Annotated in this window: 17 protein-coding genes; 10 read left to right on the forward strand and 7 right to left on the reverse strand. The window is 66.1% G+C overall.

Going from position 1 to position 17,796, the window contains the following annotated elements:
* Nucleotides 1–109: 109 nt before the first annotated feature.
* The gene (locus NDI89_RS06185; protein WP_277520641.1) at nucleotides 110–424 is read right to left on the reverse strand and encodes a hypothetical protein; all 315 of its coding nucleotides are present in this window, start codon (nucleotides 422–424) and stop codon (nucleotides 110–112) included.
* A gap of 156 nt (nucleotides 425–580) precedes the next feature.
* Here NDI89_RS06185 and lrpA1 point away from each other — a divergent pair, with 156 nt between their 5' ends.
* The 5 genes from lrpA1 to NDI89_RS06210 all read left to right on the forward strand — a co-directional run bounded on the left by lrpA1 (nucleotide 581) and on the right by NDI89_RS06210 (nucleotide 3,689).
* A complete protein-coding gene (gene lrpA1 / locus NDI89_RS06190; protein ID WP_277520642.1) occupies nucleotides 581–1,009 on the forward strand; it encodes an HTH-type transcriptional regulator LrpA1 in 429 nt (142 codons plus the stop codon).
* Between the two features lie 76 nt (nucleotides 1,010–1,085).
* Complete coding sequence (locus tag NDI89_RS06195) at nucleotides 1,086–1,565, forward strand: SRPBCC family protein (protein ID WP_277520643.1); 480 nt, start codon at nucleotides 1,086–1,088, stop codon at nucleotides 1,563–1,565.
* Between the two features lie 91 nt (nucleotides 1,566–1,656).
* On the forward strand, nucleotides 1,657–2,265 hold the full coding sequence (locus NDI89_RS06200) for a nitrous oxide reductase accessory protein NosL (RefSeq protein ID WP_277520644.1): 609 nt from the start codon (nucleotides 1,657–1,659) through the stop codon (nucleotides 2,263–2,265).
* A gap of 119 nt (nucleotides 2,266–2,384) precedes the next feature.
* Nucleotides 2,385–3,287 carry a DMT family transporter gene (locus NDI89_RS06205; RefSeq protein WP_277520645.1) on the forward strand — a complete coding sequence of 301 codons (903 nt, stop codon included), beginning with the start codon at nucleotides 2,385–2,387 and terminating at the stop codon, nucleotides 3,285–3,287.
* 102 nt (nucleotides 3,288–3,389) lie between these two features.
* Nucleotides 3,390–3,689 carry a DUF4242 domain-containing protein gene (locus NDI89_RS06210; protein ID WP_277520646.1) on the forward strand — a complete coding sequence of 100 codons (300 nt, stop codon included), beginning with the start codon at nucleotides 3,390–3,392 and terminating at the stop codon, nucleotides 3,687–3,689.
* 54 nt (nucleotides 3,690–3,743) lie between these two features.
* Here NDI89_RS06210 and NDI89_RS06215 read toward each other — a convergent pair whose 3' ends face one another.
* The 4 genes from NDI89_RS06215 to NDI89_RS06230 form a co-directional block, all read right to left on the reverse strand.
* Nucleotides 3,744–5,132, reverse strand: coding sequence for a cupredoxin domain-containing protein (locus NDI89_RS06215; protein ID WP_277520647.1), 1,389 nt, complete (start codon nucleotides 5,130–5,132; stop codon nucleotides 3,744–3,746).
* Nucleotides 5,133–5,162: 30 nt separating this feature from the next.
* Entirely contained in the window at nucleotides 5,163–6,872 is a 1,710-nt protein-coding gene (locus NDI89_RS06220) for a pyrroloquinoline quinone-dependent dehydrogenase (protein WP_277520648.1), read from the reverse strand.
* Between the two features lie 6 nt (nucleotides 6,873–6,878).
* Nucleotides 6,879–7,778 (reverse strand): hypothetical protein, encoded by a 900-nt coding sequence (locus tag NDI89_RS06225; protein ID WP_277520649.1) that lies wholly within the window; start codon nucleotides 7,776–7,778, stop codon nucleotides 6,879–6,881.
* Between the two features lie 217 nt (nucleotides 7,779–7,995).
* On the reverse strand, nucleotides 7,996–9,924 hold the full coding sequence (locus tag NDI89_RS06230; protein ID WP_277520650.1) for an aldehyde ferredoxin oxidoreductase family protein: 1,929 nt from the start codon (nucleotides 9,922–9,924) through the stop codon (nucleotides 7,996–7,998).
* A gap of 276 nt (nucleotides 9,925–10,200) precedes the next feature.
* On the opposite strand from NDI89_RS06230, the gene NDI89_RS06235 reads away from it, so the two are divergent.
* A complete protein-coding gene (locus NDI89_RS06235) occupies nucleotides 10,201–11,040 on the forward strand; it encodes a DUF8054 domain-containing protein (protein ID WP_277520651.1) in 840 nt (279 codons plus the stop codon).
* Nucleotides 11,041–11,060: 20 nt separating this feature from the next.
* Here NDI89_RS06235 and fdhF read toward each other — a convergent pair whose 3' ends face one another.
* Nucleotides 11,061–13,244 (reverse strand): formate dehydrogenase subunit alpha, encoded by a 2,184-nt coding sequence (fdhF, locus tag NDI89_RS06240; protein WP_277520652.1) that lies wholly within the window; start codon nucleotides 13,242–13,244, stop codon nucleotides 11,061–11,063.
* 206 nt (nucleotides 13,245–13,450) lie between these two features.
* Here fdhF and NDI89_RS06245 point away from each other — a divergent pair, with 206 nt between their 5' ends.
* Together NDI89_RS06245 and NDI89_RS06250 are read left to right on the forward strand one after the other, a co-directional pair.
* On the forward strand, nucleotides 13,451–14,005 hold the full coding sequence (locus NDI89_RS06245; protein WP_277520653.1) for a hypothetical protein: 555 nt from the start codon (nucleotides 13,451–13,453) through the stop codon (nucleotides 14,003–14,005).
* Nucleotides 14,006–14,073: 68 nt separating this feature from the next.
* The gene (locus NDI89_RS06250; protein WP_277520654.1) at nucleotides 14,074–14,733 is read left to right on the forward strand and encodes a molybdenum cofactor guanylyltransferase; all 660 of its coding nucleotides are present in this window, start codon (nucleotides 14,074–14,076) and stop codon (nucleotides 14,731–14,733) included.
* A 45-nt stretch (nucleotides 14,734–14,778) separates the two neighbouring features.
* Here the strand turns inward: NDI89_RS06250 and yqeC are convergent, their stop codons facing one another.
* Nucleotides 14,779–15,540 (reverse strand): selenium cofactor biosynthesis protein YqeC, encoded by a 762-nt coding sequence (yqeC, locus tag NDI89_RS06255; RefSeq protein WP_277520655.1) that lies wholly within the window; start codon nucleotides 15,538–15,540, stop codon nucleotides 14,779–14,781.
* A 257-nt stretch (nucleotides 15,541–15,797) separates the two neighbouring features.
* On the opposite strand from yqeC, the gene NDI89_RS06260 reads away from it, so the two are divergent.
* A complete protein-coding gene (locus NDI89_RS06260) occupies nucleotides 15,798–16,760 on the forward strand; it encodes a ring-cleaving dioxygenase (protein WP_277520656.1) in 963 nt (320 codons plus the stop codon).
* Between the two features lie 59 nt (nucleotides 16,761–16,819).
* Nucleotides 16,820–17,743: a 2-dehydropantoate 2-reductase gene (locus NDI89_RS06265; RefSeq protein WP_277520657.1), complete on the forward strand. Its 924-nt coding sequence runs from the start codon at nucleotides 16,820–16,822 to the stop codon at nucleotides 17,741–17,743.
* Nucleotides 17,744–17,796 lie beyond the last annotated feature (53 nt).

Here is a 17,796-nt window from a genome sequence, read left to right on the forward strand (position 1 = left end):
TGCAGTTCGGATTTCGTTTTCGATACACCGTTTCGTCGGTCTGAGCGGTGAATTCGGCCCCGTGAGCGCGTCGCTCCGTCAGCGTCCCGCGAGGAGCGAACTGGCCCGATCACTCACCGGCACCCAATCCGCCGGCGAACAGCTTCGAGAGATAACTCAGAACGAGCAAGGCGACGATCAACCCGGCGAGCAGACGGGGCTGGAACCCGTAAATCGTCTCGCGGACGCCGTAGGCGACGACGAGCAGTCCCATGAGGAGGGCCGTGCCGCCGGCCCACCGCGAAACGTGTGCCGGGTCGACCGACTCGTCGTAGTTCGCGTGCAGGTCCGCCCGCCCGCGAAACGCGATCAGGTAGCCCAGACCCAGAATCGCGAGCCCACAGACGATCCAGACGGTACCGCTGACGAGGTTCGGATCGACCATTTCGATGCCGAACGTCGGCCCAGCGGGAGAATAAGTCCGGCGGTCGCGCGATCCGAGTTACGGATTCTCGAACCCGGCAGTCGGCCGTCTTCCGTTCGGATATCCGTCGTTTTCGTATACAAAAGATATTTTTCCGCCCGAGCAAAACATACTCTCATGAGTACCCAGGCGACGGAAGATCGCATTCTCGATGTTCTCGAAGAGGACGCACAGGCGTCCTATGCGGAGATCGCGGAGCGGGCGAACGTGTCGAAACCGACCGTCCGAAAGTACATCAATCAGCTCGAGGAGGAGGGCGTCATCGTCGGCTATTCGGCCGACGTCGACCCCAAGAAGCTCTCGAGCCAGACGATCGCGCTGGTCGGGATCGACGTGGCGAGCGAGCGCTACGTCAAGGCGACGAAGGCGCTGAAGGATCTCGAGGAGGTCGAGGCGCTGTACAGCTCCAGCGGCGACCACATGCTGATGGCAGAAGTACGCGCCGAGGACGGCGACGCCCTCGGCGAAACGATCTCCGAGGCGATCCTCGAGATCGAGGGCGTCACCGCCGCCCATCCCTCTTTCCTGCAAGAGCGGCTGAAGTAACCCCGCGGAATCGACCCGTCGTCACCCATCGTTGGGATTCACGTTTTCCGGCTGGCCCTCGTACGGAGAGCTACAGATGCAGACGTACGAACGCGAAACGACCGTCGACTCCCCGTTCGAGGAGGTCTGGGCGTTCAACTCGCGAATTTCCGGACTCGAGGCGGTGACCCCCGACTGGATGAACCTGCGCGTCGAACGCGTGATCGGGCCGGACGGCGCGCCGGACCCGGACGTGCTCGAGCCCGGATCGGAGATCGCGCTGTCGATGCGGCCGTTCGGCGTGGGACCGCGCCAGCACTGGACCTCGGTGATCACGGCTCGCGAGCGCGAGGACGGCTCGGCGTACTTCCGCGACGAGATGGTCCACGGCCCGTTCGATCACTGGGAGCACACCCACACCTTCCACGCCGACGGCGATCGGACGAGGCTCCGGGACCGCGTCGAGTACGAACTCCCGCTGGGTGAGCTCGGCGATGCGGTCGCACCCGTTTCGAAGATCGGGTTCGAAGCCATGTTCCGAGCGCGCCACCGGCTGGCGAAAGCGAAGTTAGAGTGACCGAACAGTCACACTGCCGAACCGAACGGCGGCCGTCGGATTCGAGAGGCGTACCACGATCGTTTTGATAGCTGGGCCGCTAACGGAGAGTATGACCGAACGCGAGGGACTCGAGCGGCGGGGGCTGCTGGGCACGCTGGGCGCGGGGATCGCCACCGGTATCGCGGGCTGTCTCGGCGGTACCCAGCCCGAACGCGACGAGGACGACACTGACGACGAACCCCCGGCACAGGTGTACGAACCCTCGCTCGAGGACGTCACTGAGGGCCCCTTCGAGATCCCCGACGGACATCGCTGTGCGGTCTGTGGCATGACTGCGAACGATTACTTCGGGAAGGGCCAGCTCGTCCACGAGAACGGGCTGGCAGCGGTCTTCGACTCGCCGGGGTGTCTGTTCGCGTACACGGTCTCGTCGACGCCCGATTCGCCGGTCGCCGGTGCCTGGATAACCGACTATGGAACGGGCGACCTCATCGACGCCACCGGTGCTCACTTCGTTCTCATCACCGACGAGGAGGCCGCCGAGGACCCCATGGGAATCGATCCGCGCCCGTACGCCGACCGCGAGGCTGCGGTCTCGTTTCTCGAGGAGTGGGCGGCCGAGGACCTCTCCCCGGAGGAGGACATCATCATCGGACTCGACGAGGTCGACCTCGAGCTCGCCTCGATCTACCGGGGAACGCGCCTGCCGGACGAATAGGGAGCGATTCGAACCGCTATTGCGGCCGGCGGGCTCGACCACGGCGAAGTCAGCCACTGCGGACCCCTCTTGCGCCGGTTTCGGAACCCGTTTGACCGCGCAGACGAGTGCGATAGCACGTGAACGTCGACCTCGAGGTCACGCCGGCGCTCGCGCTCGCGTTCGCGGTCTTCGCGGCGAGCACCAGCGCGATCCTCGTGCGCTGGAGCGCGGCGCCGAGTTCGGTGGCGGCCTTCTACCGCGTGCTCTTCACGACGGTACTGGTCGCTCCGATCGCCCTGACTCGTCATCGCGCGGCCTTCGCGCGGCTGTCGCGACGCGACCTCGCCGGTGCCGTCGTCGCCGGCGTCGCGCTGGCGATCCACTTCGCCGCCTGGTTCGAGAGCCTCTCGCACACCAGCGTCGCCGCGAGCGTCACGATCGTTCAGGTCCAGCCGGTTTTCGTGGCCCTCGGTGCGGGCCTCTTCCTGGGCGAACGGATCAACCGCGCGACGGTGGTCGGCATCGTCGTCTCGATCGCCGGGGCCGCCGCGATGTCGCTGGGCGGTGCGGACCACGCGGCCCTCTCCGGTGCGACGGTGTACGGCAATTCGCTCGCGTTGCTGGGCGCGGTGACCGTCGCCTGCTACACCCTCGCCGGCCGCTCGATCCGCCAGCGCGTTCCGGTGTTTCCCTACGTGACCGTCGTCTACGGCGCCTGCGTGCTCACCCTGTTCCTCCTCGTGGGCGTGCAAGGTCACTCCTACGTCGGCTACCCCCCTCGAGAGTGGCTCCTCTTCCTCGGGCTGGCCGTCGGTCCGGGGGTCCTCGGCCACACGGTGAGCAACTGGGCGCTGGAGCACCTCGAGTCGGTCGTCGTCAGCGTCGCCTGGCTCGGCGAACCGGTGGGCGCGACCCTGCTCGCGCTCCTCTTGCTCGCGGAGGTCCCCGACGCGATCACGGTCGGCGGCGGCGTCGTCGTGATCGCGGGGGTCGCCGTGACGACGCTCGAGCGCGAGAGCCGCGGCGAGCCGGCGGACTGACGCAGTCGGTCCGAAATCGTTCGATCCGTTCGTGACGGGGGGCGGTAGTCGTTCGTCCCACTTTCATTACCGTGGGACTCAAACACGTGGGTGGTGGAACTAATGTCCAACCGGGAGTTGACCGACTTCCTGATACTGCGATCGCTCGACGAACCGATCACTGAGGACGAACTCGAGGCCGCGGGCGAACAGTCCGGACGGGCGCTGGAAGAACTCCGGGACGAGGGGACGGAGATCCGCTGGGTCGAATCAGAGGTGATGACGAACGAGGACGGACGGGTCACCGGCACGTTCTGCCACTACCAAGCCGAGGGTGAGGATGCGATCCGCGAACACGCCGATCGAGCCGGCCTCCCCGCGACGCGAATCGATCGGCGAGGGGAGCCCCTCGAGGGTGAATAAACGGAAAAGCGATCCCCGGAGCGGTCGCGACCGCCCGTTTCGGTTTCGCTTCGACTACCCTGTCTCGTTACCGCTCGTCTCGTTGCCGTCCGCCGCGATCGTCTCGTTGCCACCGATTCCATCCGTCTCGTTGCCACTGACTCCGTCCGTCTCGTTGCCACCGATTCCATCCGTCTCGTTGCCACCGATTCCGTCCGTCTCGTTGCCACTGACTCCGTCCGTCTCGTTGCCACTGACTCCGTCCGTCTCGTTGCCGTCCGTAGCGTCCGTTTCGACCGTCACGTCGCCCGCGTCGGTCGTCGACTCCCCGCTGACGGAGAGGTCGCCAACGGCGTCGAGTTGCGACTGATCCAGATAGACGCCCATTTCCTCTTTCGCGACGAATTTGACCGTCTGTGTCTCGCCCACGGCGTCGGTGAAGTCCGATCGGACGTACGTGTTCCACTCGTTGGTGTCGCCGTCGCTGGCGATCACGAAGTTGTGACCGGGGAGCGGTTCGTAGAACCTGTTTTCTCCCTCCGGATCGAGGCGACCGATCGCGTTCTCCCACTCGACGGTGTAGGATTCGCCCGCCTCGAGTTCGAGCGTCGGATTCGTCTCGTCGGCGATCGCGTCGGGGTGCTGACCGACCCACTGGCCCTCCTCGAGGCGCATCGAGTAGGTGGCGGCCGGTTCGCTCGGATCGGTGGTCGGCACCGTGACGGTGACTTCCTGATCGCCGCCGTCGATCGTTACCGTGTCCGTAACCCGTTCGTGGCCGTACGTCCAGACTTCGAGTTCGTACTCGCCGTCCTCGAGCATGTCGAAGCGGGCGACCGCCATCTCGTCTTCCGCCTGCTCCGTCGGGTCCGGTCGAGCGGCGATGTTCGAGAACGAGTGCGTCCCATCGATGAACACTTCCGCCCCGAGGGGCTCGCCCGCTTCGTTCTCGACGTGGACCACCAGTTCGTGGACGTCGCCGGGCTGAATCAGTTCGACCGGGCCGCGCATCTGGGCCGGATGAGGCGCACAGAAGTACTCCTCCATCTCCTCGCTCGCGGTGAACTCGAGCGACGTCGTCTCGCCCTGTTCGGTCAGCGACTCGGTGGCCTCGAGTACCTCGGCGTCGTCGTCGAGCGCGCTGCCGGCGGTGATGTTGAAGTTGTGCGTCGAGCCGTCGCCGTTCGTCCAGACGACCTCGTGTCGTTCGCCCTCGATCAGCCGGAGCGTCGGGTTGGACTTGGCGTCGATCTCGTGGGGTGCGACGCCGACCCAGCCGCCGACGATGCCGAGTATCTGGAACGTCCGCCCCTCGCCGTCGTTCTGCGTCGCCGGGAGCAGGAAGTCGATCTCGTCGCGGTACGCGCTCGCCGACCCGACGGCAGCCGTTCCGGCGAGCGCCGCCGTCCCTTGCAATAGCCTGCGGCGCGAGACGTCGTCGCGTGAACGTTGTTCGTTCGTCATGGTTGTGTCGTATATTCGCTTGGTCGTCAGTCAGTTCCCCATCGAGAACACGGCGAGGGTGTCGCCGCGCGGTCCCTGTCGGAGCCAGCCGCTGCCGCCGACCTGAACGGCGACGTACTGCTTCTCCTCGCCGGGGTCGTACCAGCTCATCGGCGAGGCGCTGATCGGCACGTCGAACCCGTGCTCCCAGAGGCGCTCGCCGCTCTCGCCGTCGTAGGCGACGAGGTTGCCGTTCTGGGTGCCGTTGAACACGAGTCCCGTCGCGGTCGACAGCGATCCGCCCCACATGTAAAGGTCGTCCTCGCTCTCGATCCAGTCGCGCCAGACGCGTTCGCCCGTCGCCGGATCGACCGCTGCGAAGGCGGTGATCGCGCCGTTCCACTCGTCCGGGAACTCGCTGGCCGGATCGTCCAGCCCGCCGCCCCAGTAGGGATTCCCCTGATCGAACTCCTCGTAGCGCCAGTAGAGGTCCTGCGGGTAGTTCTGGTGGACGACGTACACGAGCCCCGTCGCCGGGTTGTACGACGGCGGCTGCCAGTCGTTGCCCCCCGGCGCGCCGGGAACGAACGGCGTCCGTTCGTCCTGGCTAATGTGGGGAATCATCTCCCACATATTGATGTGCTGGCAGATCTCCTGACTGCGCTCGTGGAGCTGACCCGACTCGGCGTCCATCATGTAGACCCATCCGGTCTTGTCGGAGCCGGCGACGATGTCCATCGAGTCGCCCTCGACCTCCACGTCGCGAACTAGCACGCGCGGCGCGACCGAGTCGTAGTCCCAGACGTCGTGAGGACTGCTCTGGAAGCCCCACTGGAACTCCCCGCTCTCGAGGTCCAGCGAGATCGTGCCGCACGTGGGGAAGTTCGGTCCCGGACGGACCGTGCCGTCGAAGTCCGGCCCGGGATTCGCGACCGCCGTGTAGAGGACCTCCCGGTCCTCGTCGATCGTCGGCGTCATCCAGGTCGTGCCGCAGCCGTGCTCCCGGCTCGCGCCGACCCACTCGTCCTCCGGCAGCGTATCGGTCTGCCACTGTATCTCGCCGCTCTCGGCGTCGAGGGCGGCGACGAACCCGAGCACGCCGTACTCACCGCCGGCGCTGCCCGTGTACAGCGTCCCGTCGCGGATCACCGGTGCCCACGTCGCGGAGTACCCTTCCGTGTGATCTGCGGTGCTCGTGTGCCAGACTTCCTCACCGGTGTAGCGGTCCAGCGCGACGACCCCCGAATCGAGCGTCGTCATGTACACCGTGTCGCCGAGAACGGCCGCCCCGCGGTTGTTGTCGTCACAACAGAGTTCGACGCCGATCGGGGGCGCGTACGTGTAACTCCAGAGGACCTCCCCCTCGCGGGGATCGATCGCCTTCATGTGGTTCGGCCCGTTCGTCTGGTACATGACCGGCGGGTCGCCCGGAACGACGATGGGCGTCCCCTCCATGCTCGAGCCCGTCCCGACCGACAGCTCGTACTCGAGCTCGAGGTCACCGACGTTCTCGGGCGTGATGGTGTCGGCGGTCGTCGCGCGGTGTTGTTCGTAGTTCCCGCCGTACATGAGCCACGACTCGGGATCGTCGCCCGTGTCGCTCAGCATCTCCTGATCGACGTCGACCTCCGGAATGCGGTCGGTGTCGTGTTGTTGGGTAACCGATTCCTCTGGCCCCCCAACCAGCGTGTAGCCGTCGTCGATCTCTCTCAGTTCGATGTCGCGTGCGGCCTGAACGGCCCTGTCGTTGCGTAGTGCCATGGAGGATCACCTCAGTTCGCTCGGCGCGCGCATGTCGTCGGTGATGTAGAAGACGTCGTGCAGCAGGTCTTCCTGACTGACGATCTGAACGGCCGCGCCAGCGGTGAACGCGGCGGTCAACTGTTCGTCCGTGAACCGGCCGTCCCCGGCGAGATCGCACGCGGCTGTCGCCGAGACGAACAGTCCGCCCAGCATCGCCTTCACGTAGCCGACCGCGTCATCGAGGATCTCGTCGGTAATCATCACCTCGTTCTGCCAGAGGTGTCTGTCGAGTCCGCGGATCCACAGCAGCGTCCCGCCCATCGCGCGCTGATGGAGCGGCGGGACGGTTTCGGTCTCGAACTCGACCCCCTCTGGAATCTGGTTCGACGGCACCCAACGGGCGAGTCGCTCGTCGTTGTTCGCGACCGCCGTCAGCAGCGCCGTCTTCTCCGCTTCGTCGAACCCGACGTCGTCGAGCGCCGACGACAGGGGGTCCGCGAGGATCAGTTCGCGCGTCGTGGTCTCGATCTGGTCCGCCGCGAACCGCGGCAGGTTCTCGTCGAGACTCTCGAAGAACCCGACCTCGAGCAGGTGGTCGTAGAGACGCCACCCCGGTTCGGCAACCGTCGTATACGGCCCGTCCGGTCCGTCGGGCACGCCGACATCGCGAACGGCCGGCAAGCGACCGATTTCGTTCGCGATGGTCTCTCGTTCCCGCTCGAGTACGTCGCGATCGAGTCGGCCGGCCAGATCGGTCCGAATCGCCTCGCCCCGCGAGCCGAACGCCGAATCGCCCCGCGGTTGGACCTGCCCCGCGAGCAGGTCCCACGTTACGTCCCCGCTTTCGGGCGCATCGACGCCGAGCGTCGTCGCCAGATCACGGTGGTCCGCGCTCGTCGCGTCTGGTATGGTGTATTCTACCATGGTATAGGACCACGTGCTACTCCAGTGGCAGATTTGATAATACTTACCAATGATACCCGCATTTAGGCACGATATCTAAACCGATATGCTTGAAACAGAAATGAATCTCAGTGAAGATGTGCTATAGACACTATATTTCAAATTTATCTGTAGATGCGATCCGTCGAACGACGGTTGCGTCAGCCGGCCGCTCCGACGCGAACCCGCCGCCGCGGAGTCAGTCGTCGCCCGATGCAGTCACACCACCCTCACTGCTGACGCCGGTTCCGGGTCCGACCTCGATCCCGAGCTCGTCGAGTTTCTCGTCGGGAACGACGCCGTCGACCCAGCCGCGGTAGTCGTAGTACTCCTCTTTCATCTCCGCGAGTTCGCAGTACTCGCCCTCGCTTGCACCCTGGCCGCGGATGCCGTCCTCGAGGAAGCGCTCTGGCAGCGAGTCGTCGCTGCCGTCGAAGCCGACGAGGTTGTTGTAGTAGCGCTCGAGGTTGTAGACGCGTTCGCCGGCCTCGAGGAGTTCGTCCTCGGAGACGTCCCGGCCGGTCATCCCGTTGTACTGGGTGACGTACTCCTCGATGCCCTCCGCGAAGGCGTTGAACTTGCAGATGTCGAAGGAGTCGCTGATGGCGTGGAGGTCCTGGAACTGGGCGGTGAGCTCGCCCTTGCCCTCCCACTCGTACGGGTCGACCTTCTCCGGAATGCCGAGGATCTCCGCGGCGGGGGTGTATCCTCGCAGGTGGCAGGCCCCGCGGTTCGAGGTCGCGTAACCGATGCCCATGCCCTTCATACAGCGGGGATCGTAGGCAGCGATGGTCTCGCCTTTGACGTCCAGTCGGGAGTCGTGCGCGTCGAACGCCTCGCCGATCCGTTCTGCACCCTCACCCAGCGTGTGCGCGAGGTCGTCCTCGCGGTGGGCGATCCGCTCGATCATGTCGATCATCTGCTCGGGGTCGCCCCAGTCGATGTCCTCGTCGATGTATCCCTTCTCGCTCATCTCCATGGCCATCGCGAGGATGTTGCCCGTATCGATGGTGTCCATCCCGAAGTCGTTACACCGGTCGATCATGACGGCGATCTTGTCTCGGTCGTCGTTCGCCGAGTTGGTCCCGAGCGCCCACGCGGACTCGTACTCGTAGGACTCCATCCGGACGTTCATCTCCTCGCCCTTGTGCATCACGTCGACCTCGACCTCCTTCTTGCAGGCGACGGGACAGGAGTGACAGGTCGGCTCGTCCACGAGGATGTTCTCGCGGACGTTCTCGCCGCTGATGCGCTCCGCGTCGAGGTCGTGCGGTCGGTCCGCTTCGCCCTCGTTGTAAGAATCGCCGGAGGTGTAGACGCCGTTCTTCGTCGGATGCCCGTCCATCTCCTCGGTGATGTTCATGAGGACGTTCGTCCCGTACATCGAGAGGCCGCCCTCGTTGGGCGCGGTGACCTCCGACTCCTGAATGGCCTGCATCGCCTGCATGTGCCCCTCCTTGAACGTCTCCTGATCCGCCGGTTTGGGCATTCTCGTGCCCGATTTGACGACGACCGCTTTGAGCTTCTTCGACCCGGCGACACAGCCCGTGCCGCCGCGTCCCGAAGCGCGGTCGTCCTCGTTCATGATGTTGCCGTATCGGACCAGGTTCTCGCCCGCGGTCCCGATCCCCATGATGCTCAGGTTCTTGCCGTATGAGCCCTCTACCTCCTCTTCGATCGCATCGCGGGTCTCGTGGAACCCCTTCCCCCAGAGGTGGGAGGCGTCTCGCAGTTCCACTTCGCCGTCCTCGACGTAGGCGTAGACCGGCTCGTCGGCCTGCCCTTCGAACAACAATCCGTCGAAGCCGGCCCACTTGAGCCGGGCACCGGACCAGCCGCCGTGGTGGCTGTCGGTGACCGTGCCGGTCAGCGGCGACTTCGTACAGATGGCGATCCGACCGCTCATCGTCACCTGCGTCCCCGACAACGGCCCGTTCATGAAGGCGAGCAGGTTGTCCGGCCCGAGCGGATCGACGTCCGGTCCCTGATCGAAGACGTACTTCACCCCGAGTCCCCGTGCCCCGATATACTTCTTCGCGTCCTCGTCCGGGATCGACTCGTAGGCGACGTCCCCGTCCGAGAGATCGATTCGTGCGACGCGGTCCTGGAAACCGCCGAGTTCAGTCATGGTTCCTCTGACTCGGACACTTGATTCCGTACTATGTTAATTGTTACCACAAACCAATAATAACCTACCGTTTCGTTCACTAATACTACACTGTTTGAGACATTCGTGTGGCCATATCGCGTTATAAAGTAACGACGAGGTTCGGAATCCCGTCGTGAGCGGCGCGGGACTCGAGTCAGCGGGAGCATACCGGGCGTTCGGACCCGGTTCTGCGGGCGCACTCGGGCGAAGGCGTTTTTTGGTCCATCTCCACGTACCGTACTGCAGTGATCGCCGGTGATCGACATCCCGGATACGCTCGCGCATCTCGAGCAACCCGAGTACACCGGTGAAAATCGGTGTTTGCCGTGTACGGCGGTTAACGTCGTCCTCGGGCTCGCCCTGGCGGTCGGCCTCGGCGTTGCGGTCTCCGTCCCCGTCGGCGCTCTCGCGTTCGCAGCGGCGCTCCTCCTCATCCGCGTTCGGGGCTATCTGGTCCCGGGGACGCCGACGCTCACCCGGCGCTATCTTCCCGAGCGCGCGCTCGAGTTATTCGACAAGTCGCCGCGGACGGGTCCGACGATCGAGACGGTGTCGCCCGACGAACTGGCAGCGGTTCTCACCGCCGCCGACGTCGCGACCGCTCGAGGCGAATCCATCCGGCTGAGCGCCGGCTTCGAGACCCGATGGGACGAACGACTCTCGAGCGGAGGCGCAGCGGAACCGGGTTCCGATGAGTTGCAATCGATGCTCGGTGCGGAGGAGGTCGACCGCCTCGACGACGTAGCCTTCGTTCTCGACGGCATCAGGCGGATCCGGTGGGAATCGACGGCAGCGCTCGCGGCGGACACGGCCGCAGCGCCCGAGCTCCGTTCTCGAATCGACGGCTGGGACGACCTCGGGGTCGACGAGCGCCGCGACCTCCTGACGGGGCTGCGACTGCTCCGCGAGCGCTGCCCGGGCTGTGGGAGCGAGGTGAGGACGACGGCGGAGCGCCTCGAGCACTGCTGTCGACGGCCCCGGATCGGGATCAGCTCGGTCTGTGCGGGGTGTAACGAACCGGTTGTCGAACTCGTCGCGTCCGAATCGAGCGCCGACCCGTGGCTCGAGCTGGCCGGTGTATCGGACGGCCCGTGAAACGGAGGCGCGACGAGGCGTCAGTCGTCCTCGGCCGCGGGATCGGCGGTCTCGTCGAGCGGTTCGATATCGACGTCGATCTCCGCGGCGGCGGCCTTGTACTCGGGGATCTTCGCCCGGTCGTCGAGCACGTGGTTCGTGAGCTTGTTCGCCGACGCGGCGGCGAAGTGCGGCGTCGTCCAGACGACGCCCTCCTTGGTGTCCTCGGTGACCTGTGCCTCGAGCGTGATCTCCCCCCGCCGCGAGCGGAGCCGGATGTACTCGCCGTCCTCGATGCCGTAGCGCTCGGCGTCGGCAGGGTGGACGTCGACGAAGTTCTCCGGCGTCTGCTTGTTGAGCGTCGGCGAGCGCGTGCTCATCGTGCCGGTGTTGTAGTGTTCCTCGAGCCGGGCCGTCGTGAGGATCAGCGGGTACTCGTCGTCCGGCGTCTCGGCGGGCGGCTGGTGATCGACGCCCTCGATATGGCCGCGGCCGCTCTCCGTGTCGAACTCGTGTTCGTAGAGGAACGGATCGCCCTCGTCGCCGGGTTCGTAGCAGGGCCAGTGCAGCCCCTCCTCGCCCAGCAGCTCGTAGGTCATTCCGTGGTAGCTCGGGCAGACCTGCCGGAGCTCCTCGAAGATCTCCTCCGGATCCTCGAAGTCGAATTTCCCGCCGGACTCCGTCCGGCTCTCCGAGGAGCTTCGCTCCTCGCTGCCGAACAGACGCGTCCCGATCTCGCTCAGGATCTCGCGGTCGTGCTTCGTGTTCTCGTGGACTTTCCCCACGCCGCGCATCCGCTGGACCCGGCGGTCGGTGTTGGTGACGGTGCCGCCGCGTTCGGCCCAGGTCGTCGCGGGCAGAATGACGTCCGCGTACTCCGCCGTCTCGGTCATGAAGATGTCCTGGACGACCGTGAACTCGAGTTCTTTCAGGCGTTCGGCGACGGCGTTGGCGTCGGGCTCGCTCATCACGGGGTTCTCGCCCATGACGTAGAGTCCCTTGATCGAGTCGCCGGCCTCGTAGGAGATCTCGACGTTCGTCAGGCCGGGCTCGTCCGGAATGTCGAAGCCCCAGACCTCCTCGACCGACTCGCGGGCCTCGTCGTCGTCGACCAGCTGATAGCCCGGCAGCACGTTCGGCATCGCACCGACGTCGCAGGTCCCCTGAACGTTGTTCTGGCCCCGCAGCGGGTTCACGCCCGTTCCGGGTCGCCCGAGGTTGCCCGTGATCAGCGCGAGGTTGATCTCGTTTTGGACGTTGTCGACGCCGCAGGCGTGCTGGCTCATTCCCATCCCGGTGAAGATGGCCGCGTTGTCCGCCGTCGCGTACTTCTCTGCCGCCAGTTCGATCTCCTCGAGCGGGACGCCACACTCCTCGGCCGCCGCTCGCTTGTCGAAGTCCTCGAGCGTCTCTTTCAGGTGATCGAACCCCTCCGTCCGTTCCTCGATGAACTCCTCGTCGATCCAGCCGTCCTCGGGGTTCTCCTCGTGGTGCTCGAGGATCGTTTTGAGGACGATATTGAGCAGCGGGATGTCCGTTCCCGGGTTCAACTGCAGGTGCTGGTGGCGGTCGGTGTCGTCGATCTGGAACGACCGCGTCGTCTTGTTCGCGTGGGGATCGACCTGAATGACGGTCGCGCCCTCCAGCACCGCCTGCCGGAAGTACTGGCTGTTGGCGATGGGGTGTTGCTCGCCGGGATTCGCCCCCTGAATCCAGAACACGTCGGCCTCCTCGCGGAGGTCCCGCATGCTGTTCGTCATCGCCCCCGCGCCGAGGCTCGTGCGCAGCGCCCAGACCGTCGAGGCGTGGCACATCCGCGTGCAGTTGTCGACGTTGTTCGTGCCGTAGCGACGGGCCAGCTTCTGGAGGAGGTAGTTCTCCTCGTTCATCACCTTCGAGGAACCGAAAAAGCCCATCGCGTCCGGGCCGTACTCGTCGCGAATCCGCTCGAGTTCGCCCACGATGTACTCGTAGACCTCCTCCCAGGACGCCTCGCGGAACTCGCCGTCTTCCTCGATCAGCGGGTCGGTCAGTCGATCCTCGTGGTCGACCACCTCCGTCGCCGCCCCGCCTTTGATACAGATCCGTCCCTCGTTGACCGGGGCGTCGCCCCAGGGCATGAACTGGACGTCGCCTGGTTCGTCACCGGGCTGTACTTTGATTCCGCACCCGACACCGCAGTACGGACAGATCGTCTTGACCGGCTCTCGTTGATCGCTGGACATGGTGTGGTACCTCTAGGTGCCGCACCCGTTAGGCTAACCCCACGACCTGTGCGTGCATGAGGTTTTCTACCATACAAACGGTAAGTAGTATCGAGCGAGGGATCGAGCGCCGGCGCGTGTCCGCGGGCCGACCCCCGTGAACCCATGCGGGTCGTCCCCTATCGACAGGGAAACGCTGACGAGCTCGCGTGTGAAACACCCACACGATGGAGCTCACGCGTTCGCTCGTGGACTCTCGGGCCCGCGAGTATCGGGAGGAAGAACCCCTGTACGCGGTCGAAGAGGAGCAACTCGAGACCCTTCCGGCCGCGTTCACGTCGGGCGAGTACGGCCGACGGGACGCGGCCTGGGTCGTCAGGTGGTACTACCGCCGGTTCCTGGGTGATTATCCGGACAGGGACCGACGGGACGCGGAGGACCGCTTCTGGGGCAACGACTTCGAAGCTGTCCGGGACGCCATCGCCGGGGCCGTCGACGCGACCGACGCCGCCGACGGAATCGACTCGCTGACCGCCCTCGAGGCGGTCGACGTTCCCGTCGCATCGGCGTTTCTCATGTTCGTCGACCCCGAGGAGTACGTCGTCGTCGGCCCCCGCGAGTGGGCGGCGCTCCGGGAGGCCGGGGAACTCTCCCGGCGGTATCCCGATCCGCTGTCGGTCTCGGAGTACGAGACCTACCTCGAGCGCTGCCGGTCGCTCGCCGGCCGTCTCGAGTGCGACCTGTGGACGCTCTACCGAGCGCTCTGGCGGCTGTCGAAATAGGCAGCCGCCGTCGATCCCGCCGGGAACTCGCCCGGGTACTTTTCCCGCCGGTCGACGAACGATCGATCATGTCCCAGGAGAGCGGCGGAGACGAGCGCGCGGGCGTAGTCCTCGCGGGCGGCCACTCGACCCGCTTCGGCGCAGAGGACAAGGCCGTCGTCGACCTCGCCGGGACGCCCATGATCCGTCGCGTCGTCGACCGGATCGAGTCAGTCGTCGACGAGCTCGTCGTCAACTGCCGGGAAGAGCAGGTGCCGGCGATCCGCAACGCGCTCGAGGGCGGGCCGACCGCGTCCTTCGCAGTCGATCCGGTTCCCGACCGCGGGCCGATGGCGGGGATCATGACCGGACTCCGAGCGGGCGACGGTGAGTACGCGTTCGTCGTCGCCTGCGACATGCCGTTCGTCGATCCCGCCCTCGTCGATCACCTCTTCGACCGAGCGGCGGGCCACGAGGCCGCGGTCCCGCGGCTGGACGATCAGTGGTTCCAGACGACTCAGGCGGTCTATCGAGCCGGACCGATGATCGAGGCCTGCGAACGCGCCCTCGAGCGGGACGAGCGGCGAGTCGTCGAACCGCTGTTCGACCTCGACTACGTCGTCGTCGACGAGGACGAAATCCGCGACCACGCCGCGCTCGAGACCTTCGAGAACGTCAACACCCGCGAGGAGTTCGAGGACGCGACCGAGCGGCTCGAAGGGGAGCGATCCGGCTATAGTAGTCGTTGAAAGTCATTGCACTCCCGCTCGCACTCGAGCGGTGAGTAAATCGTTTCAACGACTACCAGAGGGTTCGAGCACGTCGACGATCGGTTCGTCGGCGACCATCCGCGCTAACACGACTCGCTTCACGGCGGGCGCGCGCTCGAGGAGGCCCGTCGCGATCTCCTCGGCGACGGCCCGCCGACCGGCGTCGTCGACCTTGTTGAGCAGCGGGACGACGGTCGCGCCGTCGGGAACGCCTTTCAACCCGCCTCGCTCGCTCGCGAGCACGCGAGCCACGTCCTCGGGCCGGATCGTCTCGCCGCGTTCGCGGCCGGTGATCGCCCCCACTCGCTCCGGTCGGTGGACGTGCTCGGCCGAGAGCGGTTTTCCGACGGCTCGGACGCTCGCGATCGGAACCACTGTATCGGCAGTTCGGGGCAGCTGCGGTTCGTGATCCCCCGGCGCTTTGAATTCGCGCGTCCGCGCACCGTCGGCCTTTACCAGCACGAGGTCGGCGACGTCGGCCGCCGCGATGTCGTCGATCACCGCCGGTTCGTATCCCGCGTATCGATCCTCGCCCTCACGCGCCGGGACGACGCCGAGCGGCCACTCCGCCGCTCGCTCGAGCGTCGTCACCGGGTCGTCGGTCACGACGACCTCGCTCACGCGCCGATCGAAGACGGGAATCCGGACCGTCGCCGTCACGACCGCTCGACGGCCCGCATCGGAGGCGGCGCGCTCGGCGAGGGTATAGAGCGTCGTCTTTTTCCCACCGGCACCGACCACTGCGACGACGCCCGAATCCGCACGAAGCGCCTCGAAAAGGTCCATACCGGCGCTACCACGGGAACGCGCTAATCGTTTGGGTACGACACCGTCCCTCGGCCGAGCGACCGTGTACTCTCGACCCCCCGAAACGCTGCTCGTCTCGATTTCGGGGTCATCCCCCGTTTCGGTCGCCGCCGTTGCACACCTCGAGCCGGGACCGTCGTGGCCTCGATCCGCTCGGCGGGACGGTGGTAACCCGCGCGTCTCCCGGTGACGCGAACGCGAGCAAACGATTCAAGGGGTGGCTCCCTAGAACGGCCATGTCACTGCACACGCCCGGACTCCATCACGTCACCGCGATCGCCGGCGACCCGCAGGCGAACGCCGACTTCTACGTCGGCACGCTCGGACTCCGATTCGTGAAGAAAACGGTCAACCACGACGACACGGGCACCTATCACTTCTACTTCGGCGACGGGGAGGGCGCTCCCGGGACGAACATCACCTTCTTCCCGTGGACGGATCAGGGCCGGGAGGGCCGATTCGGTGCCGGCCAGACGCAGACGACCGCCTACGCGATTCCGCCCGAATCGGTCGAGTACTGGTGCGACCGCCTCGAGTCCGAGGGAGTCGACGTCGAGTCGGAAACGCGATTCGACGAGACCGTCCTCCGATTCGCGGATCCGGACGGGATCGAACTCGAGCTGGTCGCGGCCGACGATGCCGAACTCGACGCCACGCCATGGGAGGACGGGCCGGTTCCGACCGACCACCAGCTGCGCGGGTTCTACAACGTCACGCTGGCCGTCGACGAGGTCGGTCCCACCGAGACGATCCTGACCGACGTGCTCGGGTACGACCTCGAGGGGGAGACCGACGGCCGGCGTCGCTACCGGAGCGCGACCGGCGGTCCCGGCTCGATCGTCGATCTGGTCGAAACCGACGCCGGACGCGGGCGAATGGGCGTCGGAACGGTCCACCACGTCGCGTTCGTCGCCGAGAGCGTCGAGGAACAGGAACAGTGGCGCGAGGCCTACGCCGATGCGGGACTGTCCCCCTCGGAGGTCATCGACCGGACGTACTTCCAGTCGATCTACACCCGCGAACCCGGCGGGATCCTCTTCGAGATGGCGACGACCGGTCCCGGCTTTACCGAAGACGAGGCCCTCGACGAACTGGGCGAGCGGCTCGCGCTTCCGGAGTGGCTCGAGGACGAGCGCGAACAGATCGAAGCGAAACTACCGGCGTTCGACGGCCCGCGGATCGACTCGAGCGCCGACTGACCCGTCCCGCCGGAAATCGGCCCCACAACCTCTTTGAGCGCCCTATCCGTACGACGCGTATGAAATTCGCTGTCTTCGGTGCCGGCGGCGTCGGCGGCTATCTCGGTGCGCGACTCGCCGACGCGGGCCACGAGGTCCACCTCGTGGCGAGGGGCGACCACCTCGCCGCGCTCGAGGCCGACGGGATGCGCGTCGAGAGCGTCCACGGGGATACGGCGGTCGATCTGCCCGCGACCGACGACCCGGCCGACATCGGTCCCTGTGACTACGTCCTGTTCTGCGTGAAGGCTCACGATACGAGAGACGCAGCGGCGGATCTCGAGCCCCTGCTCGGCGACGACACGGCCGTCGTCTCGTTCCAGAACGGCGTGGACAACGAACGGTGGCTCGCCGAGGAGATCGGCGACGAACACGTCGTCGGCGGCGTGGCCTACATCTTCTCGACCATCGGCGACCCCGGCGTCGTCGAACACACCGGCGGCCCGGCCAGATTCCTCTACGGCGAACTCGACGGCGAACGGACGGATCGGATCGAAGCGCTCGACGACGCGCTGTCCGCAAGCGAGGGAATCGACGCGGTGCTCGCGGCGGACATCGCCGTCGAGCTCTGGCGGAAGTTCGCGTTCATCTGCGCGCAGGCCGGGATGACCGCCGCGAGCCGGCTTCCGATCGGAGAGCTCCGCGAGACCGACGCGTCGTGGGCGATGTACCGCCGGATCATCGAGGAGGTCTGTACCGTCGGCAGCGCGGAAGGGATCGACCTCCCCGGCAACACCGTCGACGAGTGGCTCGCGTTCGCGCGCGATCTCGATCCGGAGATGTACTCGTCGCTGCACTACGACCTGACCCACGACAAGCGACTGGAACTCGAGGCCCTCCACGGCTCCGTCGTTCGACACGCGGACGACGTCGGCGTCGACGTGCCGATGAACGAGGCCGTCAACGCGATTCTGCGTCCGTGGGCCGACCGAAGCGAGCGGTAGACACGCGCCGGTGAATCGGCGCCGGCGGGAACGACCGCGAGCGAATCGCCGGA

The organism is Natrinema salsiterrestre (assembly GCF_029502005.1).
GTDB classification, from domain to species: domain Archaea; phylum Halobacteriota; class Halobacteria; order Halobacteriales; family Natrialbaceae; genus Natrinema; species Natrinema salsiterrestre.

Coding starts and splice junctions, on each gene's coding strand:
- NDI89_RS06225 (WP_277520649.1), bottom strand. CDS start 7,778: ATGGTAGAATACACCATACCAGACGCGACGAGCGCGGACCACCGTGAT.
- NDI89_RS06245 (WP_277520653.1), top strand. CDS start 13,451: ATGGAGCTCACGCGTTCGCTCGTGGACTCTCGGGCCCGCGAGTATCGG.
- fdhF (WP_277520652.1), bottom strand. CDS start 13,244: ATGTCCAGCGATCAACGAGAGCCGGTCAAGACGATCTGTCCGTACTGC.
- NDI89_RS06185 (WP_277520641.1), bottom strand. CDS start 424: ATGGTCGATCCGAACCTCGTCAGCGGTACCGTCTGGATCGTCTGTGGG.
- NDI89_RS06230 (WP_277520650.1), bottom strand. CDS start 9,924: ATGACTGAACTCGGCGGTTTCCAGGACCGCGTCGCACGAATCGATCTC.
- NDI89_RS06195 (WP_277520643.1), top strand. CDS start 1,086: ATGCAGACGTACGAACGCGAAACGACCGTCGACTCCCCGTTCGAGGAG.
- NDI89_RS06220 (WP_277520648.1), bottom strand. CDS start 6,872: ATGGCACTACGCAACGACAGGGCCGTTCAGGCCGCACGCGACATCGAA.
- NDI89_RS06260 (WP_277520656.1), top strand. CDS start 15,798: ATGTCACTGCACACGCCCGGACTCCATCACGTCACCGCGATCGCCGGC.
- NDI89_RS06215 (WP_277520647.1), bottom strand. CDS start 5,132: ATGACGAACGAACAACGTTCACGCGACGACGTCTCGCGCCGCAGGCTA.
- yqeC (WP_277520655.1), bottom strand. CDS start 15,540: ATGGACCTTTTCGAGGCGCTTCGTGCGGATTCGGGCGTCGTCGCAGTG.
- NDI89_RS06265 (WP_277520657.1), top strand. CDS start 16,820: ATGAAATTCGCTGTCTTCGGTGCCGGCGGCGTCGGCGGCTATCTCGGT.
- NDI89_RS06250 (WP_277520654.1), top strand. CDS start 14,074: ATGTCCCAGGAGAGCGGCGGAGACGAGCGCGCGGGCGTAGTCCTCGCG.
- NDI89_RS06200 (WP_277520644.1), top strand. CDS start 1,657: ATGACCGAACGCGAGGGACTCGAGCGGCGGGGGCTGCTGGGCACGCTG.
- NDI89_RS06210 (WP_277520646.1), top strand. CDS start 3,390: ATGTCCAACCGGGAGTTGACCGACTTCCTGATACTGCGATCGCTCGAC.
- lrpA1 (WP_277520642.1), top strand. CDS start 581: ATGAGTACCCAGGCGACGGAAGATCGCATTCTCGATGTTCTCGAAGAG.